Genomic DNA, 23128 nt, shown 5'->3' with positions numbered 1-23128 from the left:
ATTAGTGTGAGAAATAACGACGGCGCGCGCTACAGCATATACCCGTGCGTCCCGAAACGCGCGCGCTGGTCGTTGAGACGATCCGGCGGACCCGGATCATCCAGCCCGAATGCAGGCAGCGAGGCCTAGCGCATGCCAGGCAGCATGCCCTTCATGCCGCGCATCATCTTCTGCAGATTGCCGCCCTTGAGCTTCTTCATCATCGTGCGCATCTGCTCGTATTGATTCAGCATGCGGTTGACCTCCTGCACCTGCACGCCCGCGCCCGCTGCAATGCGGCGCTTGCGGGTAGCCTTGATCAGCTCCGGCTTGGCGCGCTCAGTGGGCGTCATGGAATTGATGATGCCTTCCATGCGGCGCATCTGCGACTCGGCCATGCCCATGTTAGCGCCGGCGGCGGCCTGCTGGAACTGCGCGGGCAGCTTGTCCATCAGCGACGACAGGCCGCCCATGCTCTTCATCTGCGTGAGTTGCGCGCGGAAATCGTTGAGGTCGAAATCGCCGCCTTTCTTGACCTTGTTGGCGAGCTTCTGCGCGGCTTCCACGTCGACGCCGCGCTGGGCTTCCTCGACGAGGGCGAGAATGTCGCCCATGCCGAGAATCCGGTTCGCCATCCGGTCCGGATAGAAAATTTCCAGACCGTCGAGTTTTTCGGCGACGCCGACGAACTTGATCGGCTTGCCGGTCACGTGACGCACCGACAGCGCCGCGCCACCGCGCGAGTCGCCGTCGAGCTTGGTGAGTACCACGCCGGTGAGCGGCAGCGCGTCGCTAAACGCCTTGGCGGTGTTGACCGCGTCCTGGCCGAGCATCGCGTCGACCACGAAGAGTGTTTCGGCGGGATTCAGCGTGCTGTGCAGCGCAGCGATTTCCTGCATCATCGCTTCGTCGATACCGAGACGGCCGGCGGTGTCGACCAGCAGCACATCGTGATAGTGACGCTTGGCCCAATCCACGGCGGCGCGGGCGATGTCCACCGGCTTCTGATCCGGTTCCGACGGGAAGAAATCCGCGCCGACCTGCTCGGTCACCGTCTTCAACTGCGCGATGGCAGCCGGGCGGTACACGTCGCACGAAACGGTCAGGACTTTCTTTTTGTATTTTTCGCGTAGTAACTTGGCAAGCTTGCCGACCGTGGTCGTCTTGCCGGCACCCTGCAGACCCGCCATCAGGATGACAGCGGGTGGCGTAACCGCGAGATTCAGTTCGACCGCTTTGCCTTCATAGTCGCCGCCGATGATCGCGGTCAACTCGCGCTGCACCACGCCGACCAGCGCCTGACCGGGCGACAGGCTGCTGATGACTTCCTCGCCGAGCGCCTTCTCTTTCACCTTGGCGATGAATTCGCGCACGACGGGCAGCGCCACGTCGGCCTCGAGGAGCGCGAGGCGCACTTCGCGCAGCATCTCCTGGGTGTTCGCCTCGGTGAGCCGGGCTTCGCCGCGCAGCGTCTTGACGACGCGCGCCATCCGTTGAGTCAGATTGTCGAGCATGGGGAGCGATGAACTGTGCGGCCGGAGCAGGGCGCGACGCGGGACACGTCGCGGAGCAGGGGCCTAGTGTAAACTTCGAATATGGATATTGTACTGTATGCCCTCACTGCGCTCCTGTACGGCGGTCTCGCCGTCGCAGGCTGGCGCTCGCACCGGCACACCGCGTTGCGCCCGGTGCTCGAGAGCGTGCCCGCGCTGCCACCCGTGGCGAGCACGCCGTCGGTCGCCGCGTTCAGCGCGCCGGGCCGGTTGCTGCTGTTTGTAGCGCTGCTCGCACATGGCGTATTGCTGCATACCACCATCTTCCCGCAGAACGCGATGGTGTTCGGTTTCGCGTTCGCGCTCTCCGCGATGTTCTGGCTCGGCGCCGGGATCTACTGGATCGAAAGCTTTTTCTTCCCGCTCGACGGACTGCAACTGCTGGTGTTGCCGCTCGCCTGCGTGGCCTCGCTGCTGCCGCTCGCCTTCGGCGGCGTGCGGGTGCTGTCGTATTCGGCCGCGCCGATGTTCAAGCTGCACTTCCTGATCGCCAATGTCGCCTATGGCCTGTTTGCGATTGCCGCGTTGCACGCGGTGTTGATGCTGCTGGTGGAGCGGCGCCTGCATGCGATGCGCGGCGGTGAACTGCAGCGCCAGGGCGCCGCGGCCGGCAACGGCTGGCTGTCGAGCTGGCTCGACACGCTGCCGCCGCTGCTCACGCTGGAGAAGCTGCTGTTCCGTCTGATCAGCGCCGGCTTCGTGCTGCTCACGCTGACCTTGCTCTCCGGGATTATGTTCAGCGAACAACTGGTCGACCGCGCGCTGCGGCTCGATCACAAGACCGTCTTTGCGATTCTCTCGTGGCTGATGTTCGGTGCGCTCCTGACCGCCCGCAAGGTGTCAGGGTGGCGCGGCCGTGCGGCGCTGCGCTGGGTGCTGGCGTCATTCGTGGCGCTGCTGCTGGCGTACGTCGGTAGCCGTTTCGTTTTCCAGGTGCTGTTGCACCGTCCTGTAGTGTGAGCGCTTCATGCGACAAATTTTTCTGCTGATCCTGATGTTCGTCATCGGCCAATGGCTGGTGAAGGCGCTGCGTCGCTCCGACGCGCAAAACGCACAGCGTACCGGCGCGCCCGGTGGTCCCGCAGGTGGGTCTGCAGGCGGCCGCGCTTCCAGCAACGGAGCAGGCGCGACGGCAGGCGGCGGTGCGCAGGCCCGTGCGTCGAGACCCCTGCAACTGCCTGAGCCGATGATCCGCTGTGTCGAGTGCGGCGTGCATGCGCCGGCGAGCGACTCGATTGTCGTGGCGGGCGAGCCGTTCTGCTGCACTGCTCACGCGCAACGTCGCGCTGCGCGACCGACGGGCCGCGACGCCCGATGAACGGTGGCTTCACCTTCGACGCCGATGGCTGGGTGACGAGCGCGCGCAAGCTGCCGTCGCCGAACTTCGAGGCGCGTCCCGCAGGCGCGGTGCCGAGCCTGATCGTGGTGCACAACATGAGCCTGCCGCCTGGCGAGTTCGGCGGCACAGCGATTGCGGACCTGTTCCTGAACCGTCTCGACTGCGATGCACACCCGTACTACGACACCCATCTGCGTGGCGTGCGGGTCTCCGCGCATTTCGTGATTCATCGCGACGGTGCGCTTGAGCAATATGTCTCGTGCGAGCAGCGTGCATGGCATGCCGGTGCGTCGAACTTTTTTGGCCGCGAGCGCTGCAACGATTTCTCGATCGGCATCGAACTGGAAGGCAGCGACGCAACCGCATTCGAAGCGGCGCAATACGAGACGCTGGGAGCGCTCGTGAAAGCGCTGATGCTCCGCTATCCGGTCGAATCGCTCGCCGGTCACTCGGACATTGCACCCGGCCGCAAGACCGATCCTGGGCCCCATTTCGAGTGGTCCCGCCTGCAGCGCGATACACAACTCGCAGATCAGTACTTCCCCTATCTAAAGTTTTCCAAAACGCGGTAACGACCCTCCGTCCCCATTTGCGAGATAGGTGGAGAGCCAGGCCCAGCCTCGTTTTCCGGGCCATGCATGAGTGCATCGCAAGCGCAAAAGTCAACCCCGTAAGGCGAAATAAATCAATTTGCGCTGTCCCGAAACTCCACTATACTTGGTGCTAGGGGTTCAGTTTTGCACTATATGTTGTGTGTCCTGTGCATAACCATGTGAATAACTGGGTGCATAAGTTATGCGGTGTCCCGCTCTGTAGCGGGGCGCCGTAAGCATTCCCGACAGCAAAAATATTCCTGCGGTGCAGCCGGAGAGACCGCCGGCCGCGTCCAGAAAGAAGCATTCAGGAAAGGGGCTTAGCAAGTGATCGCGACACGGACAATGAAGACCATCAACAACTCGAATCTGGCTTCATTGCTGTCGCATCCCGCCACCTGGCTCAGCCGGTCTTTTTCCTGCACCTCATCGCTTGCGCTGGCGGCGCAGCGTTCGTATTAATCCGCGAATTCTCTTCGCACACTTCCAGGACCAGGAGCTTTGCACATGCAAACCACCGATAACGCGTCGACCCGGTACGAGGGCGCAACCGCTGGCCAGAACTTCGGCGGCCAGGTGCCGGGCACGCAGGCGCTCGCGCCGCAAGCGACCTTCGCTGACTACAAGGTGATCCGCCGCAACGGCAGCGTAGTGTCGTTTGAGCCGTCGAAGATCGCCATCGCCGTGACGAAGGCCTTTCTGGCCGTCAACGGTGGGCAAGGCGCGGCGTCGGCACGCGTGCGCGAACTGGTCGAGCAACTCACGCAAAGCGTGGTGCGCGCGCTGCTGCGCAGCCGCCCGAACGGCGGCACCTTCCATATTGAAGACATCCAGGATCAGGTCGAACTCGCGCTGATGCGCGGCGGCGAGCACAACGTCGCTCGTGCGTACGTGCTGTATCGCGAGAAGCGCACTCAGGAGCGCGGCCATGATGCGGTCGAAGCGCCGAACGGCTCGCTCGGCCTCACCGTCACCGACGGCGGCGTGTCGCGTCCGCTGGATATGGTGGCGCTGCGCGGCATCATCGAATCGGCCTGTGCAAACCTGGGCGACGCGGTGAGCGCCGAGCCGATCGTCACGGAAACGGTGAAGAACCTGTACGACGGCGTGCCGATGAGCCAGGTCTACGACTCGGCCATTCTCGCTGCGCGCACGATGATTGAAAAAGATCCGGCGTACAGCCAGGTCACCGCACGCATTCTGCTGCATACGATTCGCCGCGAAATCCTCGAAGAGGAAGTCACTCAGGCTGAGATGAGCACGCGCTATGCCGAGTACTTCCCGACCTTCATCAAGCGCGGCGTGCAAGCCGAGTTGCTCGACGAGAAGCTGCAACAGTACGATCTGAAGCGCCTGGGCGCCGCGCTCGACGCCGATCGCGACCTGCAGTTCGGCTACCTCGGCCTGCAAACGCTGTATGACCGCTACTTCCTGCATCACGACGGCGTGCGTATCGAAATGCCCCAGGCATTCTTTATGCGGGTAGCGATGGGCCTGGCGCTGAACGAGATCGACCGCGAAGCGCGCGCCATCGAGTTCTATAACGTGCTGTCGAGCTTCGACTTCATGTCGTCCACGCCTACCCTGTTCAACTCGGGCACGCGCCGTTCGCAACTGTCGTCGTGCTACCTGACGACGGTCGACGACGACCTCGACGGCATCTACGAAGCGCTGAAGGAAAACGCGTTGCTGTCGAAGTTCGCTGGCGGTCTGGGCAACGACTGGACGCGCGTGCGTGCGCTCGGCTCGCACATCAAGGGCACCAACGGCAAGTCGCAAGGCGTCGTGCCGTTCCTGAAGGTGGTCAACGACACGGCTGTCGCGGTGAACCAGGGCGGCAAGCGCAAGGGCGCGGTGTGCGCGTACCTGGAATCGTGGCACCTGGATCTCGAAGAATTCCTCGAGCTGCGCAAGAACACCGGTGACGACCGTCGCCGCACGCACGACATGAACACGGCGAACTGGATTCCCGACCTGTTCATGAAGCGTGTGCACGAAGGCGGCGACTGGACGCTGTTCTCGCCGTCCACCTGCCCGGATCTGCACGATAAGTTCGGCGCCGAGTTCGAAGCAGCTTACACAGCTTACGAAGACAAGGTCGCGCGCGGCGAGATCAAGCTGTTCAAGAAGATCCCGGCGGCGCAACTGTGGCGCAAGATGCTCGGCATGCTGTTCGAAACCGGCCATCCGTGGATCACGTTCAAGGATCCGTGCAACATCCGTTCGCCGCAGCAGCACGTGGGCGTCGTCCACTCGTCGAACCTGTGCACGGAAATCACGCTGAACACCAGCGATACCGAAATCGCCGTCTGCAATCTGGGTTCGGTGAACCTCGTCGCCCACCTGAAGACTCAGGCCGACGGCACGCTGGTGCTCGACCACGACAAGCTGAAGCGCACCGTCAGCGTGGCCATGCGCATGCTCGACAACGTGATCGACATCAACTATTACGCGGTTGCCAAGGCGCGTAACTCGAACCTGAAGCACCGTCCGGTGGGTCTGGGCATCATGGGCTTCCAGGACTGCCTGCACCTGCTGCGCACGCCGTACGCGTCGCAAGAGGCGGTCAAGTTTGCTGATACGTCGATGGAAGCGGTCTGCTATTACGCCTACTACGCGTCGACGGAACTGGCGCAGGAACGTGGCCGTTACTCCAGCTACCGCGGTTCGCTGTGGGATCGCGGCATCCTCCCGCAAGACACGCTGAAGCTGCTGGCCGACGCGCGTGGCGGCTACGTGGAAGTGGATTCGAGCGAGTCGATGGACTGGACGGAGCTGCGTTCGCGCATCGCAACGTACGGCATGCGCAACTCGAACTGCGTGGCGATCGCGCCGACGGCGACGATCTCCAACATCATCGGCGTGTCGGCCTGCATTGAGCCGACCTTCCAGAACCTGTATGTGAAGTCGAATCTGTCGGGCGAATTCACGGTGGTCAACGACTACCTGGTGCGCGATCTGAAGGCGCGCGGCCTGTGGGATGAAGTGATGGTCGCCGACCTGAAGTACTTCGACGGCACGCTCTCGCGCATCGACCGCATCCCGGCCGACCTGCGCGCGATCTACGCGACGGCGTTCGAAGTCGACGCCACGTGGCTGGTCGAGGCGGCCTCGCGTCGTCAGAAGTGGATCGACCAGGCGCAGTCGCTGAACATCTATATGGGTGGCGTGTCGGGCAAGAAGCTGGACGAGGTCTACAAGCTCGCCTGGTTGCGCGGCCTGAAGACAACCTACTACCTCCGCACGATGGCGGCGACGCACGTCGAGAAATCGACGGTGGCGCACGGCGCGCTGAACGCGGTGAGCTCGGGCGGCGGTGAAGGTGCGGGCGGCGCGGGGGGTATCGGCGGCGGCGCTGCAGGTGGCTTCGGCGTGAGCGGTGGCGCAGCGTCGGGCGGTCTGCAGGCAGCAGCAGCGGCGCCGGCAGTCGCAGTCGAAGCGGCGCCTGAAGCCGATGGTCCGGTGTGCATGATGCGTCCGGGCGATCCTGGCTTCGACGAGTGCGAGGCTTGCCAGTAATCGTTCAGGGTCGATGCCTGGCCTTCGCCAGGCGTCGACCCGATTTCGACCGGGCACTTGTCTTGCGATCAGCATCAGCGAAAAGCAGCAACAAACAGTAACGAACAGCAGCACGCACTACCAGGCAACCCCAGGCGCTCGACACGAAGAAGCGCGCAGCACGCGAGCAACATACGAGCAACACGCGCTCGCCAGCTCTCACGACTCATTGAACTTTGCCTTGCTCGTGCTGACGAACTAGCAACAGCCAAGGCAACGTGCAAAAGCCAGGCAGTACATCAGGCAACACAACACAGTTTTCAGAGCATCGGGATCGCTTCGATTCGATGTTCTCTCGAGAGAGCGAAGCACTTCGACAACACATGTTTGGGTCACCTCACATGAGGTATCAGAGACAGTCTGTTGACCAAAGTGTTGTATGAAGGTCGCAACGCGAATCGAAAACAGGATTTTTCATCAGCGAACTCTTTTATCGCTCGTGAAAAGATGGTACAAACCGTTCTAAATTGATGGTGACATTTATGCTCAACTGGGATGACGAGATCACTGCCGTAACTCCCTCGAGCGCTACGCAACTGAATGAGTTGCGCAACGCCTCGGGATCGGCTGTCGGTACGCAAGTCGGAACGCGTGCCCCTCATCAAGCTCCCTCGGCCCAGGAAATCTTCGCGAACGACATCGCTGTCGCTCCCGTCGCCGCCCGTGCCGCTACTCCATCTACCGCTCAAACCTCCGCCGACACATCCGCCGCCGTCTCCGAAGCGCGCGTGAATGTCGCCGACAAGCGCATCATCAACGGCCAGACCGACGTCAATCAGCTGGTGCCGTTCAAGTACAAGTGGGCGTGGGAGAAGTATCTCTCCGGCTGCGCGAACCACTGGATGCCGCAGGAAATCAACATGTCCCGCGACATCGCCCTGTGGAAAGACCCGAATGGGCTGACCGAGGACGAGCGCCGCATCGTCAAGCGCAACCTCGGCTTCTTCGTGACGGCCGACTCGCTCGCCGCCAATAACATCGTGCTGGGCACCTACCGCCACATCACGGCGCCCGAATGCCGCCAGTTCCTGCTGCGCCAGGCGTTCGAAGAGGCGATCCACACGCACGCCTACCAGTACATCGTCGAATCGCTGGGCCTCGACGAAGGCGAAATCTTCAACGCGTACCACGAGGTTTCCTCGATCCGCGCGAAAGACGAATTCCTGATTCCGTACATCCACGTGCTGACCGATCCGGCCTTCAAGACCGGGACTGTCGAGGCAGACCAGACGCTGCTGCGTTCGCTGATCGTGTTCGCCTGTGTGATGGAAGGGCTGTTCTTCTACGTCGGCTTTACCCAGATCCTGGCGCTTGGCCGTCAGAACAAGATGACCGGCGCGGCGGAGCAGTACCAATACATCCTGCGCGACGAGTCGATGCACTGCAATTTCGGCATTGACCTGATCAACCAGATCAAACTCGAAAACCCGCACTTGTGGACGGCTGAGTTCCGCGCGGAAATCCGCGAAATCTTCAAGCAAGCGGTCGACCTTGAATATCGTTACGCAGAAGACACGATGCCGCGCGGGGTGCTCGGCCTCAATGCGTCGATGTTCAAGAGCTATCTGCGCTTCATCTGCAACCGCCGTTGCCAGCAGATCGGTCTCGATCCGCTGTACCCGAACGAGGAAAACCCGTTCCCGTGGATGAGCGAGATGATCGACCTGAAGAAGGAACGCAACTTCTTCGAAACGCGAGTGATTGAATATCAGACCGGCGGTGCGCTGAGCTGGGAGTAATCCCGGGTGCGCTGCGGTTGAACGCAGTTGGAATGCGAACTCTTTGATGGGGATGCCGCCGGCCGAGCCCGCGGCAGTTATGGTTAGGAGCAGAACCGCCTGATGCAAAGCGTGCCCGGTGCCTTAGCGGCCCACAAACATGATAGGCACTTTGCGAACCCTTCAGTGGGATGGGCAAACTTCCCCCCGGAAAAAGCCGCTGGCCTGACGGCCGGCGGCTCGATCAAACGATTGCCGGCGTCGAGATCCGACGCTGACTGGACTTGGCGCGCGGTGCCCGATGGCACGGCGCGCCTTACCGTATTCATTAGCGTAAGCGCGCAGCACCTGCGTACGCCGATGAATAGCCCGCTTCGTAGTGCGCGCCCTGAGAAGCGTCCGCGGGAAGCGGGTTTTGACGAAGGGTGTAGTTTGAACTGACTCTCATCTGAAAACCTGAAGGAGAAAATGATGGCAACTGCAAAAAAAGCCGCCGCTAAGAAAGTCGCTGTGAAGAAGGTTGCAGCGAAGAAGGCAGCACCGGCAAAGAAGGCCGCAGCGAAGAAAGTCGCAGTGAAGAAGGTTGCTGCGAAGAAAGTCGCTGTGAAGAAGGTTGCAGCGAAGAAGGCGCCGGCTAAGAAGGCCGCTGTGAAGAAGGTTGCAGCCAAGAAAGTTGCAGTGAAGAAGGTTGCAGCGAAGAAGGCAGCACCGGCAAAGAAGGCAGCAGTAAAGAAGGTTGCAGCGAAGAAGGTTGCCAAGAAGGCAGCACCGGCCAAGAAGGCCGCTGCCAAGAAGGCGCCTGCCAAGAAGGCTGCCAAGGCCCCCGCGAAGAAGGCCGCCAAGGCCCCTGCGAAGAAGGCTGCGAAAGCCCCCGCTGCGCCTGCCAAGAAGGCTGCTGCTCCGAAGAAGGCTGTTGCCAAGAAGGCTGCACCGGCACCTGCTGCTCCCGCTGCAACGAGCGCAGCACCGGCAGCTACGGTGAAGACCGCGTTGAACCCGGCTGCAGCATGGCCGTTCCCGACCGGCAGCCGTCCGTAACTGGCTGAGTCGTTAGGCACATTTCGATGTGTCCGATGATTGAGTAGCCCTTCAGTCTCGCTGCTCAATCACCGTCCCGTCGCCGGGTTTCCGGCGGCGGGATTTTTTTTGCCCGCAGTGTTTCGTGCGCGGGCGCTTTGGCGTTACGTCAGATCGTAGCCAAATGCCTGCTTGAACCGCTCGTTGATCTCTGCCCGGGTGGGCGCATAGTTTTGCGGTCCGAGATGCTCTATCTTGAGCGTGCCCATCAGGCTTGCGAGACGGCCCGTAGTGGCCCAGCCGAGCTGCTTCTCGATACCGTAGAGCAAACCGCCGCGGAAGGCATCGCCGCAGCCGGTCGGGTCGAGCACCTGCCTGGCCGTGACGGGAGGGATCTCCTCAATACCGCCCGCGTGATGGATTTGCGAGCCATGCTCGCCGCGCGTCACGATCAGCGCTTCGACCTTTGCGGCAATTTCTTCGACTGACCAGCCGGTCTTGTCGCTCACCAGTTTGGCCTCGTAGTCGTTCACCGCCACGTAAGTGGCGAGCTCGATCATGCGGCGCAGCGTCGCGCCGTCGAACAGCGGCAGCCCCTGGCCCGGATCGAAGATGAACGGCACGCCGGCAGCGGCGAGTCGTTCGGAGTGCTGGGTCATCGCGTCGTAGCCGTCCGGTCCTACGATCGCGAGCGTGATGTCTTTCGCTTCGTCGGCGTGGTTCAGATGCGCCTGCATCATCGCGCCGGGGTGGAAGGCGGTGATCTGATTGTTTTCCAGATCGGTGGTGATCATCGCTTGCGCGGAGTAGGTGTTCTCCAGCACGAGCACGTGCTCGCGCGAGAGGCCCAGCTGGTCGAAGCGATCCAGGTAGCGTTGTGCGTCGACCGCGCCGAGCGCGCCCATGATGCGTGCGTCGCCGCCCAGCAGATTCAGCGAGTAGGCCATGTTGCCGGCGCAACCCCCGAACTCGCTGCGCATCGTCGGCACCAGGAAGCTCACGTTGAGGATATGGACCTGCTCGGGCAGGATGTGCTCCCGAAAGCGGCCCTCAAAGGTCATGATGTTGTCGTAGGCGAGCGAGCCGCAAATCAGCGTAGCCAAGGCGAGTAGTCCTGTAGAAATCTGCAAAGATAAAACACGGGGGGCGCTCCCGGACCCGCGCGCTTCGCGCACCGCATAAACCGTGCGACGGATGCGAAAGCGCCGCGCAAGAAGGCGCGGCGCGGGTCCGGGTGCTGGACGCTTACTTCAGTGCGTCGAGTGCCGCGTCGTAGTTCGGTTCGTTCTTGATCTCGCCGACGAGCTCAGCGTGAACCACATTGTCGTTCTCGTCGATGACGACCACGGCGCGCGCCGTCAGGCCGGTCAGCGGGCCGCTCGTCACGTCGACGCCGTAGGCCTGCGCGAACTCGTGGCCGCGGAAAGTCGAAGCGGTCGAGACGTTTTCGATGCCTTCGGTCGTGCAGAAGCGCGTGGCCGCGAACGGCAGATCGCCCGACACCACGATCACGGCCGTATTCGACAGCTTGCCTGCGGCCTCGTTGAACTTGCGGGTGGAGGTGGCGCAGGTCGGCGTGTCGAGACTCGGCACGATGTTCAGCACTTTGCGCTTGCCGGCGAAATCGGCGAGCGTGACCGGCTTCAGATCCTTGCCGACCAGCGAAAACGCAGGCGCTTTCTGGCCCACGGCCGGAAACGTGCCGGCGACTTCGATCGGGTTGCCACCCAGCGTGACTTGACTCATGTTGTGCTCCGAAGATTTATCAGGGATTGACGGTGAACGCGCCCGCTGTGTCGCGGGCGCAAGAAAACTGCGGCTTATGTTCAGGGGTAGAAGATCTGTACGCGGAAATTCGATGCGACTGCGTTGCCGGTATCCAGGTGCACGACCATGGTTTGCGTCGTGCGTGGCGGCAGGCCGGCTGCGATCGGCGTGCCGGGTTTCACGTAGTCCTGCGGCCACAGCACACGGCGCACGGCGACGTTGTTCTGATCGTCGAGCAGCGTGAGTTCGATAGCCGGATAGGCGAGCGCGACGTTGTAGCGGTTGCGCAGCGGCATCTTCAGCTCGAGCTTGTGCGGCCCGTCGATCTGGCGGAGATCGGACGGCTCGACCTGCAGGCCATCAATATCGTGCGGCGGCATGACGGTGCAGCCAAGCGGCGCACAAACCTGTGCATAGAGCGCCTGCGAGGCCGGCCAATCGACCATGATGAGTTCGCGTTGCCACCAGGCGAGCTGCGCGAGCAGACCGAGCAACAGGATGAAAGCAACTAGCGCGCCGAAGATCGTCCAGCCGATGCGGCGCGGCGGGGCCGCACGCGTCTCGCGGATCACCTGGAACGGATCGGCTTCATCCGCCGGCGGATTGGTCGCGAAGGGCGTGGCGCTGGCAGTGGCAGCGGCGGTACCGAAATGCGGTTCGTGGTCTGGAGCGGTGCGTAGCGTTTCAGCGGCGGCATGCGCGTCCTGCAAGGCAGGCTCGTCGTCCGCGCGATGTTCCGGCTGACGCCATACCGGCGCAGGCTCGGGCGCGACCTCGGGAGTGGCCTCGGACACGAGTTCCGGTTCTACCTCGGGCGCCGCGTGGGACACGAAGTGATCGTCATCCACGCTGACCGGTTCCGGCTCGGCCGCGAATACGGGTTCCCGATGATCGGCAGCATCACGCTCCGAGGCGTGCCACGGGGTGACAGCGAGGTTGCCGGAGACAGGCGCCAGCGGCAGGTTGCTTGCGTTGTGCAGCAAGCTCTGGTCGATGACGGCGTCGGCCCGCGGTGCCCACGGGTCCCATGCCTCGGCGCTGAAATTCGGCGCTTTCGAGCGCGGGGCCGGCGCGGGGGCCGCACTCGAAGGCGGGTTCAACGCAGTCACGGCTGCCGGAGAAATCGGCGTGGCCGTGGCGAAGTCGCCGCCCTCGGTGGTCTCATACAGACTACTCGATGCGTCGAACACTTCCTGGCAATGCCCGCAGCGCACAAGGCCGCGGCGCAGCGCGAGCTGCGCCGGCTGAAGCCGGAAGACCGTTTCGCAGAAAGGACAGCGCGTCGCCAGGAGCATATTGAGCCGATTGGCCGCAGGGCCGGTGGTTGGACAATACGTCTTATTCTAATGGCTTTCCCGACGCGTTCCCGTCAGGCATACCCAACCTTCGTGTTCACGCCATACGGCGATGTCGATCCACTGTTGATAAACGCGCGCGACTTCATCGGCCTGGCGCGCCAGAATCCCCGACAGCGCAAGGCGTCCACCCGGCTTCACCTTCGACGACAGCATCGAGGCCATCAGCTTGAGCGGATTGGACAGGATGTTGGCGACGACGATATCGAACTCGCCGGCCGGGCAGTCTTCGGGCAGGCCGTAGATGACTTCGGCGCGGTTACGCTCGCTGTTATGGCGAGCCGATTCGACGGCTTGCGGGTCGATGTCGATACCGTAGACGGGATTCGCGCCGCACTTCTTTGCCAGGATCGCGAGAATGCCGGAGCCGCAACCGTAGTCGAGCACCGACTGGTTCGGCTTGACCGACTGCTCGAGCCATTCCATGCACAGGCGCGTGGTCGGATGACTGCCGGTGCCGAAGGCGAGACCCGGGTCGAGTTCGAGCACGAGCGCATCGGGATCCGGTGCATCGTGCCATGACGGCACGACCCAGATGCGTTCGCCGATCGGAATCGGATCGAACTGCGACTGCGTGAGCCGCACCCAGTCCTGTTCTTCGACTTCACGCACGCCGAACGTAGGCGCGGGACTCAAACCCAGTTCGTTCGCCGCGGCGGTCAGCAGAACCGCCGGCTCGTGTTCCGGCGCCAGCAGCGCGATCACGCGCGAATGCTGCCATGCCGTGCGATCAGGTGTGAGACCGGGTTCGCCGAAGAGCGGCTGCTCGTCGGGCGTATCGGCATCCGCATCTTCCACCGACACGGACAACGCGCCGAGCTCAAGTAGCGCGTCGGACAGTTCCTCCGCGTGCTCACGTGCCAGCTCGACGATCAGTTCCCGGTAACTCATGGCTTACGCTTCTTCCGGCGCGGCCTGCTGCTTTGCGGCCAGACGGTTTTCGAGGTAGTGAATGCTGGTGCCGCCCTCGACGAACTTCGCGTCGAGCATCAGCTCGCGGTGCAGCGGGATGTTGGTCTGAATGCCTTCAACCACCATTTCCGACAGCGCGATACGCATCCGCTTGATAGCCTGCTCGCGCGTCGCGCCATAGGCGATCAGCTTGCCGATCATCGAATCGTAGTTCGGCGGCACGAAGTAGCCGTTGTACGCGTGCGAATCGACACGGATGCCGGGGCCGCCCGGCATATGCCAGGAGGTCAGGCGTCCCGGCGACGGCGTGAACTTGAACGGATCTTCGGCGTTGATCCGGCATTCGATTGCATGGCCCTTGAACACGATGTCGCGCTGGCGGAAGGCGAGCTTTTCGCCGGCCGCGATGCGGATCTGTTCCTGGACGATATCGACACCGGTAATCAGTTCGGTCACCGGATGTTCGACCTGCACGCGCGTGTTCATTTCGATGAAGTAGAACTCGCCGTTTTCGTACAGGAACTCGAACGTGCCCGCGCCGAGATAGCCCATCTTCTTGCAGGCATCCGCGCAACGATCGCCGATCCGGTCGATCAGGCGGCGTGCAATTCCAGGCGCCGGCGCTTCTTCGATCACCTTCTGGTGACGGCGCTGCATCGAGCAATCGCGCTCACCGAGCCAGATAGCGTTCTTGAACGAATCGGCGAGGATCTGGATTTCGATGTGCCGCGGGTTCTCCAGGAATTTCTCCATGTAGACCTGCGGGTTGCCGAAAGCACGGCCGGCTTCTTCGCGCGTCATGTTGACCGCGTTGACGAGCGCCGCTTCCGTGTGGACCACGCGCATGCCGCGGCCACCGCCGCCGCCAGCTGCCTTGATGATCACCGGATAGCCGACCTGGCGGGCAATTTTCACGATCTCTTTCGGATCGTCGGGCAACGCGCCTTCAGAACCCGGCACGCAGGGCACGCCGGTTTTGATCATGGTCTGCTTGGCCGTGACCTTGTCGCCCATCATCCGGATTGTTTCCGGGCGCGGGCCGATGAAGGTGAAGCCGGACTGTTCGACGCGCTCGGCGAAGTCGGCGTTCTCGGAGAGAAAGCCGTAGCCGGGATGGATCGCTTCGGCGTCGGTGACTTCCGCCGCGCTGATCAGCGCCGGCATGTTCAGATAGCTCAGGTTCGAAGGCGCCGGGCCAATACAGACGGCCTCGTCGGCGAGCTTCACGTACTTGGCTTCTTTATCGGCCTCGGAATAGACGACGACCGTCTTGACGCCGAGCTCACGGCAGGCGCGCTGGATACGGAGCGCGATCTCGCCGCGATTGGCAATGAGAATTTTTTCAAACATAGCGGATTTTCGACTCATCAATGGGCGCCGCAGGGTAGCGGGAGCCTCAGAGGATCGGTCGCGCACCCCGTTCCTGCAGGTGCGCGGACGGCAAACGCAAAGCGTGCCGCGTTAGCCGACCACGAACAGCGGCTGACCGTATTCGACGGCTTGCCCGTTGTCGACGAGGATTTCCTTGACCACGCCGGACTTGTCCGACTCGATCTCGTTGAGCAGCTTCATCGCTTCGATGATGCAAATGGTCTGGCCTTCCTTGACCGTATCGCCCACCTGGACGAACGCCTCGGCACCCGGCGACGGCGCGCGATAGAACGTGCCGACCATCGGCGAGGTCACGACATGGCCTTGCTGCGCAACGGGCGCGGGCGTTGCCGGAGCAGCCGGCGCTTCAGCGGCGGGGCCTGCTGCGGCCGGTGCCGGCGCGGCGTACTGCGGTGCATAGGACGCGGACGGCTGGACGTAAACCGGCGGCGCATTCTTGACGATGCGGACCTTGCCTTCACCTTCTGTCACTTCCAGTTCCGAAATGCCGGACTCGGAGACGAGGTCGATCAGAGTCTTCAGTTTACGTAGATCCATTGGGCACATCCCCTTTCAATACATGAAGTGCCGGCGGCGTTGCCTGCCGGCTAAAAGTAGTTTGTTGGAATCAGCCGCGCGACGAGCCGGCGGCGAGCCGGTCCAGCGCGAATTCGAGCGCGTACAGATATCCCTTCCAGCCGAGGCCGCAAATGACGCCCTCGGCCTGATCGGAGAAATACGAGTGATGCCGGAACGGTTCGCGACGATGCACGTTCGACAGATGAATCTCGACGAACGGGATGCCGACCCCCGCCAGTGCGTCCCGAACCGCCACGCTGGTGTGCGTGTACGCGGCGGGATTGATCAGAATGAAATCGGTTTTTTCGATCCGTGCGGACTGGATGCGATCGACCAGGGCGCCTTCATGATTGCTCTGGAACGACGCGAGTTCGACACCGGCGTCCGTTGCACGGTCGGCCAGCGCCTGATCGATCTGCGGTAGCGTCACGTGACCATAGACCTCCGGTTCCCGGGTACCGAGAAGATTGAGGTTAGGTCCGTGCAGTACCAGCAGTCGCGTCATGGTCGCTTCTATTTCCGTGGAGTTGGGCGCACTTTAGCGCTGATTAGAGAAACTTGTCTAGTTTCACGCGCACGAGGCTTGATCTGGACGGTCCTCGGCGGATCGTCCGTGCCTGCATCTTCCGGCAATTTTATGCAATTTGCACCCAATGCGACCCGTTCCGGCCGCAATTAACCGTTAGGCGAATGTCAAATTCAGAGTGCGTCGAGGGTGTGTTTCAGCTCGTCCGGCTGGATTTGCCCTAATTTTGTCGAGCGAACGTTGCCTTTCGCGTCGATCACGACAGTGAACGGCAAGCCGCCCGCATTATTGCCGAAGGCCCGGGCGAGGTCCGCACCGCCAAAGCCGATCACATAGACGGGGTAGTCCACCGGCACCTTCTGCAGAAAGGCTTTTACGTTTTTGTCCGAATCGACGCCAAGTCCGACGAATTCGACGCCTTTTTTCGCGTATTCGCGATGCAGTTGGGCGAGCGACGGCATCTCTTCCACGCACGGGCCACACCATGAGGCCCAGAAGTTGACCACCACCGGGTGTCCCTTGAGCAGGCTGAGCGACTGCGGTTTGCCATCTGCATTGGTGACGGGGGCTGCCCACAACTGTGTGACGGCGTTTTGCGGAGCCGGCTGAGCGGCCTCCGCGACTTCCATCCCGCCTGCGTTGAGCGCGCTGCGGCCCGCGAATACGCCCGCGCCTGCTGCGATCAACGCTACGAACGCACTTGCCACAATCAACTTGGTCTTCATTGTTGTCCGATCAATTATTGGGGGAGGTGATGCCGTCTTTATCGAGCAACGCCTGCACGGCCTGCACGCTTGCGCGGGCGTGGCGGCCGCGCGCATCGGCACGCACCGCGCCGCGCAAGTCGTCGGTGCCGTAAAGCGCCACGTGGATGCCGACCGGCTCGTCGCCGGGCGTTGCCCGCTCGGGGCGCCACAGGAAACTCAGCGTTTCGACGTAGCCGCGGCCCGCGAAATGGCGCGTCTCGGACACGTCGTATTGCACGTTGGCGTTGAGGAAATAGATCGCGACGTCTTTCGGGTTGTCGCAGAACGCCTGCAGATAGACATCCGAATGCTCGCCCGCGGTGCCGTTGAGCACGGCACCGGTCAGATAGGGATTGAATGGCGCGAGCCGCTGCATCCAGTCGAGCGCGACGCCGCGCAAGCGGCGCAGCACCACTGGCTGGCTGTCGCCCTGAAAAAGCGACTGGTATTCGCGGATTTCTTCCTCGATCTGGTCGTTATCTGGCAGCCATTCACCAGCGACACGTGTCTCCCCGACGACTTGCCGCGCAGCTTTGCGCTTGGCCGTCGAGTAGTCCAGACCGTCCTCGGCGATCATCCGCGCAGCGGCGATGGCGATTTCCTCGCGCACCCGCTGCGGATCGAAATGTGATTTGCGAACCATCTCACAATCATACTAGAGATTGAAGTGCGGCCTTTTCGCGCCGGGCGGTCTGTTCCGCGCCGGGGTGACCGGCGCGAAGTCCGCCCCGCGGGCCGGAACGGCTGGGCACGTCCGCGCTGCGTAGGGCATTCGAAGGGCGTCGGTTACAATAGCGTCCTTTGCAGACGGACCTTTTCGGCCCCTCCTGCGCACCTCCTCCCACGCAAATACGCCCGCGCGGCACGACAGGCTTATGCACATCCACATCCTCGGCATCTGCGGTACGTTCATGGGCGGTCTCGCGGTACTCGCGCGCGGCGCCGGGCATACGGTGACCGGCTGCGACGCCGGTGTCTACCCGCCCATGAGCACGCAGCTCGAGGCCCAGGGGATTCGTCTTATAGAGGGTTACGGCGCGGAGCAGGCCGATCTGAACCCCGATCTGTTCGTGATCGGCAACGTGGTTTCACGCGGCAATCCGCTGATGGAAGCGATTCTCGATCGCGGCCTGCCGTATGTGTCCGGCCCGCAGTGGCTCGGCGAGCACATGCTGAACGGCAAGTGGGTGCTGGCTGTAGCTGGCACGCACGGCAAGACCACCACGAGTTCGATGCTCACCTGGCTGCTCGAGGATGTGGGGCTGAATCCGGGGTTTCTCATCGGCGGCGTGCCGCTGAACTTCGGCATCTCGGCACGGCTGACCGATTCGAGCTTCTTCGTGATCGAGGCCGACGAGTACGACACGGCCTTCTTCGACAAGCGTTCGAAGTTCGTCCACTACCGGCCGCGCACGGCGGTTCTGAATAACCTCGAGTTCGATCACGCCGACATTTTCCCCGATCTCGCTGCTATCGAGACGCAGTTCCATCACTTGGTCCGCACCGTGCCCGGCATCGGGCGGATTGTCACCAACGGTCGCGAGGACGCGCTTGAACGTGTGCTTTCGCGCGGCTGCTGGAGCGAAGTGGAACGCTTTGGCGTGCAGGGCGGTTGGGAAGCGCTGCCGGCTGAAGACGGCGTGCCCGTCGACGAGCGCTTCGCGGTGTATCACAACGGTGCGCGTGTCGGGGTGGTCGACTGGCAGGTGCAAGGCGAACATAACCGCATGAATGCGATCGCGGCGATCGCCGCGGCGCGCAGCGTCGGCGTGCCGCCCGCGCAGGCCGCACAGTCGCTGGCGAGCTTCCGCAATGTGAAGCGCCGGATGGAAGTGCGCGGCAGCGTCGACGGCGTGACGGTCTACGACGACTTTGCGCATCATCCCACCGCCATCGAAACGACCGTCGCCGGTCTGCGGACACGCGTCGGCCGCGAACGCACGCGCATCCTCGCCGTGCTGGAACCGCGTTCGAACACGATGAAGCTCGGAGTGATGAAGGCGCAATTGCCGGCGAGTCTCGCGGATGCGGATCTGGTGTTCGGTTATGGCGCGCCTACCGGACGCGACGCGCTGGGCTGGAATCTCGGCGAGGCGCTGGCGTCGCTCGGCGACAAGGCGCAGGCCTTCGACAACCTCGATGCGCTCGTCAAAGCGGTTGTGGCAGCCGCCCGGCCTGGTGATCAGGTGCTGGTGATGAGTAATGGTGGCTTCGGTGGTGTCCATCAGAAGCTGCTCGATGCGCTGTCGGCGCGGCTGGTTCAGGCGCGGCCGGCTGAGGCGCGGCCCGATTCAACCGGACGAGGCGAGGCGTGATCCTCTATCTGCACGGCTTCCGCTCGTCGCCGAATTCGTTCAAGGCACGCGTGATGGCGACGCGACTGGCCGAACTCGGCCGCTCGGCGGAATGGTGCTGCCCGATGTTGCCGGTGTCGCCGCTCGAAACCATCGCGCTGGCTGAATCGCTGGCCGCCAGGGCAGCAACGCCGGTGACCGTGATCGGCAGTTCGCTCGGCGGTTATTTCGCCACGCATCTGGCCGAAAAACACGGCTGGCCAGCGGTCCTGCTGAATCCGGCGGTCGTGCCGCAGCGCGATCTCAGCCAGTATCTCGGCGAGCAGCCGCTGTGGCATGGCGGCGGCAGCATCGTCGTCGAACCGCATCATCTGGACGAACTGCGGGCACTGGGTGTCACCGCCATCACGCGGCCCGAACGCTATTATTTGATTGCAGCGACCGGTGACGAAGTACTCGATTACCGTGAGATGCTCGCCCACTATCCGGGCGCACGCACGACGCTGATCGAAGGCAGCGACCACGCAATCAGTGAATTCGAGCAGTACGTCGACGACGTGCTGGCCTTTTGCGACGCAGAGGATCTGGAACCGCCGGCGCCACGCGCGGCGGCCTGATCCGGTAATGCATTGATTCATGCCGCCGGCGCCCAACACGAGCGCGGCGGATCTACCACCACGAACACGTTGCCGACGCGCAGGCCGGATTCAACCGCCAGGCGCTGCGGCAGATGCAAGTCAGAACGAGAGTATTGAGTGAACGTTTTCTTCGAGGAATCGGGCAGTTTCAAGGCGGGCAGCGTGCTGTCGCGCCAGGGCGATGCATTCCAGGTGGAGTTGCCAGGCGGACGGCGCACGAAGGTACGGTCAAAAGACGTGCTGATCGAATTCGAGAAGCCGAGCGCCGGCGATCTGATCCAGCAGGCCGACGCGGCCGCGCAGGAGATCGATCTGGATTTCCTGTGGGAGTGCGCGCCCGAGGATGAATTCCCGTTTGCGACGCTGGGCGCCGATTACTTCGGCGCGTCGTTCGGTCCGGTGGAGCGGGCGGCGCTGGTGTTGCGGATGCACAGCGCACCGGTGTACTTCCGTCGCAAGGGCCGCGGCCAGTATCAACGCGCGCCGGAAGAGCAGCTCAAGCTGGCGCTGGCCGCGCTTGAACGCAAACGTCAGCAGGGGTTGGTGCAGGCTGGGTACGAAGAAGAGCTGAAGGCCGGCCGTCTGCCCGAAGTCTTCGCCGGCAAGGCGCTTGGCCTGTTGACCAAGCCTGACAAGAACACCATCGAATACAAGGCGCTCGAAGCTGCTGCGGCGGCGCGCGGCATTTCGCAGGCGCGACTGATGCTCGAATGTGGGGGTATTCCCTCGGCGCGCGCATTGCATGAAGCACGCTTCCTGTCGGAATTCTTCCCGCACGGTACGGGTTTTGCGCCCGTGACGGTCGGCGCTGTGCCGGAGGATTTGCCGACAGCGGACGTACAGGCGTTCTCGATCGACGACGTCACCACCACCGAAATCGACGATGCGTTCTCGGTCGAGCATCTCGCGGATGGCCGTGTGCGCATCGGCGTGCACATCGCGGCGCCGGCGCTGGGCATCCAGCGTGGCGACGAAGTGGATGGCATTGCCCGCACGCGTCTGTCGACGGTATATATGCCGGGTGACAAGATCACGATGCTGCCGGACAGCGTGGTGGAGGCGTTCACGCTGGCTGAGGGCGGCCTGCGGCCGGCGCTCTCGCTGTATGTGATCGTCAATCGCGAGACGCAGGAAATTGTGGCAAGCGAGACGCGCGCCGAGCGCGTCTTCGTGAAGAACAATCTGCGCCACAACACGCTGGACGAACTGGTCACCGAAGAGGCGCTTGCCGCCGGTAGCGGCGAATATCCGCATAAGGAAGACATTGCGGTGCTGTGGCCGTTCGCGCTGGCGTTGTTCGAGAAGCGCCAGCAGGCGCGCGCGGGCTATGGTTTGCGTCGCGAAGTGCAGCGCAATACCGACTTCAATTTCTACGTGGACGGCGAGCACATCACGATCACGCCGCGGCGCCGCGGTTCACCGCTCGACACGATCGTTGCCGAGCTGGCGATTCTGGCCAATTCGTCATGGGGCGCATTCCTGCATGACCACGGCGTGCCGGGGATTTACCGCACGCAGCGGGCGTTCGGCGCGCCGACGGGTCCGAAGCGCACGCGTATGCAGACCACCGCCGCGCCGCACGAAGGCCTTGGGGTGACGCAGTATGCGTGGAGCACGTCGCCGCTGCGCCGTTATGTGGACCTGGTCAATCAATGGCAGTTGCTCGCCTGCGTGCAACATGGCGTGACCGCCAAGCTGGCTGCACCGTTCAAGCCGAAGGACGCCGATCTGTTTGCTGTCGTGCAAGGTTTCGACGACACGTATTCGGCCTATGCCGATCACCAGCGCCGCATGGAGTACTTCTGGTGCCTGCGCTGGTTGAAGCAGGAGAACAGGAAGCAGGTGGTGGCATCGGTGGTGAAGGACGACCTCGTGCGGCTTGAAGAGATTCCGTTGCTGTTGCATGTGCCGGCGCTCGGGGTGCATGCGCGCGGTACACGCCTGTTGATGGAAGTGATGTCAATTGACGAGCTGACGGTCGAAGCGTCCGTGCGGATGCTGCACGTGCTCGACGCGCCGACGGTCACGAGCGGTACGGAAGCGGAAGAGGCTGACGAGGGCGAAGAAGAGGTCATCGACGCCGCGGATGACTCTGCGGAAAGCGAAGCGGAAGCTGCGGCGGAAGCGTCGGGAGAAGCTGAAGGCGAGGCCGACGCAGATTCCGCGGAAAACAGCGGCGCAGGCACTGACAACGGTGAGGCGGCGCCCGCCGATCAGCACGTGGCGGAGCCTGGGCAATGAGTCAAACGGCTAACGCGGCTAACTTCGGCGGCGGAGCCGCTGCTGCTGCTCAGGCGAGCTCAAGTGCGTCTGGGCAACTAACGGCATCCGGTGTGCGCGACCGCTACGCAGTAATCGGCAATCCGGTTAGCCACAGCAAGTCGCCGTTCATTCATGCACGCTTCGCCGAGCAGACTGGCGAGCCGATCGAATACACCCATTTGCTGGCGCCGATCGATGCGTTTGTGCCGCACGTACGCGCTTTCATGGAAGCCGGCGGACGCGGGCTCAACGTCACGGTGCCGTTCAAGCTGGACGCCCACGCGTTGTCGACGACGCTGTCGCCTCGCGCCGCGGCAGCCGGCGCGGTGAATACCTTGCGCTTCGATGCTGCCGGTATCCACGGCGACAATACCGACGGCTTTGGGCTTGTGCGCGACATCGAAGTGAATCTGGCTACGCCACTTAAGGGTGCTCGCATCCTGCTGCTGGGCGCAGGCGGTGCGGCGCGCGGCGTGGTGCTGCCGATGCTGGAGCGCGCACCGCACACGTTGACCATTGTCAACCGCACCGCCGGGAAGGCCAGTGCGCTGGTCGACCAGTTCAGCGCGGCGGCGCAGGCGGCCGGTTGCCGTTTGAGCGGCGGCAACGCAACAGCGATCGAGCCGGGCGCTTACGACGTCATCATCAATGCAACCGCCGGCAGTCTGGACGCCGCGTTGCCCGAGTTCGACGACGGCGCATTCGGCAGCGGCACGCTTGCCTACGACATGATGTACGGCGCGCAGCCGACCGTGTTCATGCAGCATGCGCAAACGCTGGGCGCGCGAGCGGCGGACGGCTTGGGCATGCTGGTCGAGCAGGCCGCCGAGTCGTTTTATATCTGGCGTGGCGTGCGTCCTGACGGCGCGCCGGTGCTGGTGCAATTGCGTCAGATGTTGTCTGCACCGGGCGCAGCGTGAC

Annotated in this window: 21 protein-coding genes; 11 read left to right on the top strand and 10 right to left on the bottom strand. The window is 63.0% G+C overall.

Translation table 11 applies throughout. The features are described from left to right. Window positions 1-125: 125 nt before the first annotated feature. Window positions 126-1493 carry a signal recognition particle protein gene (gene ffh / locus P3T24_RS34795; RefSeq protein ID WP_074262530.1) on the bottom strand — a complete coding sequence of 456 codons (1368 nt, stop codon included), beginning with the start codon at window positions 1491-1493 and terminating at the stop codon, window positions 126-128. Between the two features lie 81 nt (window positions 1494-1574). Here ffh and P3T24_RS34790 point away from each other — a divergent pair, with 81 nt between their 5' ends. From P3T24_RS34790 to P3T24_RS34760, 7 genes are all read left to right on the top strand, one after another. Beyond that, a complete protein-coding gene (locus P3T24_RS34790; protein ID WP_429286639.1) occupies window positions 1575-2492 on the top strand; it encodes a cytochrome C assembly family protein in 918 nt (305 codons plus the stop codon). A gap of 7 nt (window positions 2493-2499) precedes the next feature. Further along, window positions 2500-2850, top strand: coding sequence for a PP0621 family protein (locus P3T24_RS34785; protein ID WP_074262528.1), 351 nt, complete (start codon window positions 2500-2502; stop codon window positions 2848-2850). Beyond that, window positions 2847-3443, top strand: a complete 597-nt coding sequence (gene ampD / locus P3T24_RS34780) for a 1,6-anhydro-N-acetylmuramyl-L-alanine amidase AmpD (RefSeq protein WP_429441329.1) — start codon at window positions 2847-2849, stop codon at window positions 3441-3443. The genes P3T24_RS34785 and ampD overlap by 4 nt, the downstream gene beginning before the upstream one ends. Window positions 3444-3971: 528 nt before the next feature. Next, a complete protein-coding gene (locus P3T24_RS34775) occupies window positions 3972-6983 on the top strand; it encodes a ribonucleoside-diphosphate reductase subunit alpha (RefSeq protein ID WP_429441326.1) in 3012 nt (1003 codons plus the stop codon). A gap of 521 nt (window positions 6984-7504) precedes the next feature. Then, a complete protein-coding gene (locus P3T24_RS34770; RefSeq protein WP_074262525.1) occupies window positions 7505-8761 on the top strand; it encodes a ribonucleotide-diphosphate reductase subunit beta in 1257 nt (418 codons plus the stop codon). Window positions 8762-8863: 102 nt separating this feature from the next. Further along, a complete protein-coding gene (locus P3T24_RS34765; protein ID WP_074262524.1) occupies window positions 8864-9181 on the top strand; it encodes a hypothetical protein in 318 nt (105 codons plus the stop codon). 30 nt (window positions 9182-9211) lie between these two features. After that, the gene (locus tag P3T24_RS34760) at window positions 9212-9778 is read left to right on the top strand and encodes a histone H1-like DNA-binding protein (RefSeq protein WP_074262523.1); all 567 of its coding nucleotides are present in this window, start codon (window positions 9212-9214) and stop codon (window positions 9776-9778) included. 143 nt (window positions 9779-9921) lie between these two features. Here the strand turns inward: P3T24_RS34760 and P3T24_RS34755 are convergent, their stop codons facing one another. From P3T24_RS34755 to P3T24_RS34715, 9 genes are all read right to left on the bottom strand, one after another. Beyond that, window positions 9922-10860 (bottom strand): carbohydrate kinase family protein, encoded by a 939-nt coding sequence (locus P3T24_RS34755; RefSeq protein WP_429441324.1) that lies wholly within the window; start codon window positions 10858-10860, stop codon window positions 9922-9924. Between the two features lie 142 nt (window positions 10861-11002). Further along, window positions 11003-11503, bottom strand: a complete 501-nt coding sequence (gene tpx, locus P3T24_RS34750) for a thiol peroxidase (RefSeq protein WP_074262521.1) — start codon at window positions 11501-11503, stop codon at window positions 11003-11005. Between the two features lie 80 nt (window positions 11504-11583). Next, window positions 11584-12819 carry a zinc-ribbon and DUF3426 domain-containing protein gene (locus tag P3T24_RS34745; RefSeq protein WP_429441322.1) on the bottom strand — a complete coding sequence of 412 codons (1236 nt, stop codon included), beginning with the start codon at window positions 12817-12819 and terminating at the stop codon, window positions 11584-11586. 48 nt (window positions 12820-12867) lie between these two features. Next, window positions 12868-13770 carry a 50S ribosomal protein L11 methyltransferase gene (prmA, locus tag P3T24_RS34740; RefSeq protein WP_429441319.1) on the bottom strand — a complete coding sequence of 301 codons (903 nt, stop codon included), beginning with the start codon at window positions 13768-13770 and terminating at the stop codon, window positions 12868-12870. A gap of 3 nt (window positions 13771-13773) precedes the next feature. Next, window positions 13774-15141 carry an acetyl-CoA carboxylase biotin carboxylase subunit gene (gene accC, locus P3T24_RS34735; RefSeq protein ID WP_074262518.1) on the bottom strand — a complete coding sequence of 456 codons (1368 nt, stop codon included), beginning with the start codon at window positions 15139-15141 and terminating at the stop codon, window positions 13774-13776. A 111-nt stretch (window positions 15142-15252) separates the two neighbouring features. Then, complete coding sequence (gene accB / locus P3T24_RS34730) at window positions 15253-15720, bottom strand: acetyl-CoA carboxylase biotin carboxyl carrier protein (RefSeq protein WP_074262517.1); 468 nt, start codon at window positions 15718-15720, stop codon at window positions 15253-15255. Window positions 15721-15790: 70 nt separating this feature from the next. Then, window positions 15791-16246: a type II 3-dehydroquinate dehydratase gene (gene aroQ, locus P3T24_RS34725; RefSeq protein WP_074262516.1), complete on the bottom strand. Its 456-nt coding sequence runs from the start codon at window positions 16244-16246 to the stop codon at window positions 15791-15793. A 194-nt stretch (window positions 16247-16440) separates the two neighbouring features. After that, window positions 16441-16992 carry a TlpA family protein disulfide reductase gene (locus tag P3T24_RS34720; RefSeq protein WP_429441316.1) on the bottom strand — a complete coding sequence of 184 codons (552 nt, stop codon included), beginning with the start codon at window positions 16990-16992 and terminating at the stop codon, window positions 16441-16443. A gap of 10 nt (window positions 16993-17002) precedes the next feature. Then, entirely contained in the window at window positions 17003-17656 is a 654-nt protein-coding gene (locus tag P3T24_RS34715) for a UDP-N-acetylmuramate--alanine ligase (protein WP_074262514.1), read from the bottom strand. Between the two features lie 232 nt (window positions 17657-17888). Between P3T24_RS34715 and mpl the strand changes: the two genes are divergently transcribed. The 4 genes from mpl (at window position 17889) to aroE (ending at window position 23127) form a co-directional block, all read left to right on the top strand. Then, entirely contained in the window at window positions 17889-19328 is a 1440-nt protein-coding gene (mpl, locus tag P3T24_RS34710; RefSeq protein ID WP_429441314.1) for a UDP-N-acetylmuramate:L-alanyl-gamma-D-glutamyl-meso-diaminopimelate ligase, read from the top strand. Beyond that, window positions 19325-19924: a YqiA/YcfP family alpha/beta fold hydrolase gene (locus P3T24_RS34705; RefSeq protein WP_074262512.1), complete on the top strand. Its 600-nt coding sequence runs from the start codon at window positions 19325-19327 to the stop codon at window positions 19922-19924. Before mpl ends, P3T24_RS34705 begins: the two co-directional genes overlap by 4 nt. Window positions 19925-20062: 138 nt before the next feature. Further along, window positions 20063-22186: a ribonuclease catalytic domain-containing protein gene (locus P3T24_RS34700; protein WP_429441311.1), complete on the top strand. Its 2124-nt coding sequence runs from the start codon at window positions 20063-20065 to the stop codon at window positions 22184-22186. Continuing rightward, window positions 22183-23127: a shikimate dehydrogenase gene (gene aroE / locus P3T24_RS34695; protein WP_429441308.1), complete on the top strand. Its 945-nt coding sequence runs from the start codon at window positions 22183-22185 to the stop codon at window positions 23125-23127. Before P3T24_RS34700 ends, aroE begins: the two co-directional genes overlap by 4 nt. Window position 23128: the final 1 nt, after the last annotated feature.

Origin of the sequence: Paraburkholderia sp. GAS33, from assembly GCF_050436645.1 — a bacterium.
GTDB classification, from domain to species: domain Bacteria; phylum Pseudomonadota; class Gammaproteobacteria; order Burkholderiales; family Burkholderiaceae; genus Paraburkholderia; species Paraburkholderia phenazinium_B.
Note: the sequence above shows the minus strand (reverse complement) of the source record. Positions and strands in the feature narration are given on the sequence as shown.

What these genes read in the sequence shown, in the direction of transcription:
- P3T24_RS34790 (WP_429286639.1), top strand. Translation starts at nt 1,575, where the DNA reads ATGGATATTGTACTGTATGCCCTCACTGCGCTCCTGTACGGCGGTCTC.
- P3T24_RS34715 (WP_074262514.1), bottom strand. Translation starts at nt 17,656, where the DNA reads ATGGTTCGCAAATCACATTTCGATCCGCAGCGGGTGCGCGAGGAAATC.
- P3T24_RS34785 (WP_074262528.1), top strand. Translation starts at nt 2,500, where the DNA reads ATGCGACAAATTTTTCTGCTGATCCTGATGTTCGTCATCGGCCAATGG.
- P3T24_RS34770 (WP_074262525.1), top strand. Translation starts at nt 7,505, where the DNA reads ATGCTCAACTGGGATGACGAGATCACTGCCGTAACTCCCTCGAGCGCT.
- tpx (WP_074262521.1), bottom strand. Translation starts at nt 11,503, where the DNA reads ATGAGTCAAGTCACGCTGGGTGGCAACCCGATCGAAGTCGCCGGCACG.
- P3T24_RS34760 (WP_074262523.1), top strand. Translation starts at nt 9,212, where the DNA reads ATGGCAACTGCAAAAAAAGCCGCCGCTAAGAAAGTCGCTGTGAAGAAG.
- P3T24_RS34745 (WP_429441322.1), bottom strand. Translation starts at nt 12,819, where the DNA reads ATGCTCCTGGCGACGCGCTGTCCTTTCTGCGAAACGGTCTTCCGGCTT.
- prmA (WP_429441319.1), bottom strand. Translation starts at nt 13,770, where the DNA reads ATGAGTTACCGGGAACTGATCGTCGAGCTGGCACGTGAGCACGCGGAG.
- P3T24_RS34765 (WP_074262524.1), top strand. Translation starts at nt 8,864, where the DNA reads ATGCAAAGCGTGCCCGGTGCCTTAGCGGCCCACAAACATGATAGGCAC.
- aroQ (WP_074262516.1), bottom strand. Translation starts at nt 16,246, where the DNA reads ATGACGCGACTGCTGGTACTGCACGGACCTAACCTCAATCTTCTCGGT.
- P3T24_RS34775 (WP_429441326.1), top strand. Translation starts at nt 3,972, where the DNA reads ATGCAAACCACCGATAACGCGTCGACCCGGTACGAGGGCGCAACCGCT.
- accC (WP_074262518.1), bottom strand. Translation starts at nt 15,141, where the DNA reads ATGTTTGAAAAAATTCTCATTGCCAATCGCGGCGAGATCGCGCTCCGT.
- mpl (WP_429441314.1), top strand. Translation starts at nt 17,889, where the DNA reads ATGCACATCCACATCCTCGGCATCTGCGGTACGTTCATGGGCGGTCTC.
- aroE (WP_429441308.1), top strand. Translation starts at nt 22,183, where the DNA reads ATGAGTCAAACGGCTAACGCGGCTAACTTCGGCGGCGGAGCCGCTGCT.
- ffh (WP_074262530.1), bottom strand. Translation starts at nt 1,493, where the DNA reads ATGCTCGACAATCTGACTCAACGGATGGCGCGCGTCGTCAAGACGCTG.
- P3T24_RS34720 (WP_429441316.1), bottom strand. Translation starts at nt 16,992, where the DNA reads ATGAAGACCAAGTTGATTGTGGCAAGTGCGTTCGTAGCGTTGATCGCA.
- ampD (WP_429441329.1), top strand. Translation starts at nt 2,847, where the DNA reads ATGAACGGTGGCTTCACCTTCGACGCCGATGGCTGGGTGACGAGCGCG.
- accB (WP_074262517.1), bottom strand. Translation starts at nt 15,720, where the DNA reads ATGGATCTACGTAAACTGAAGACTCTGATCGACCTCGTCTCCGAGTCC.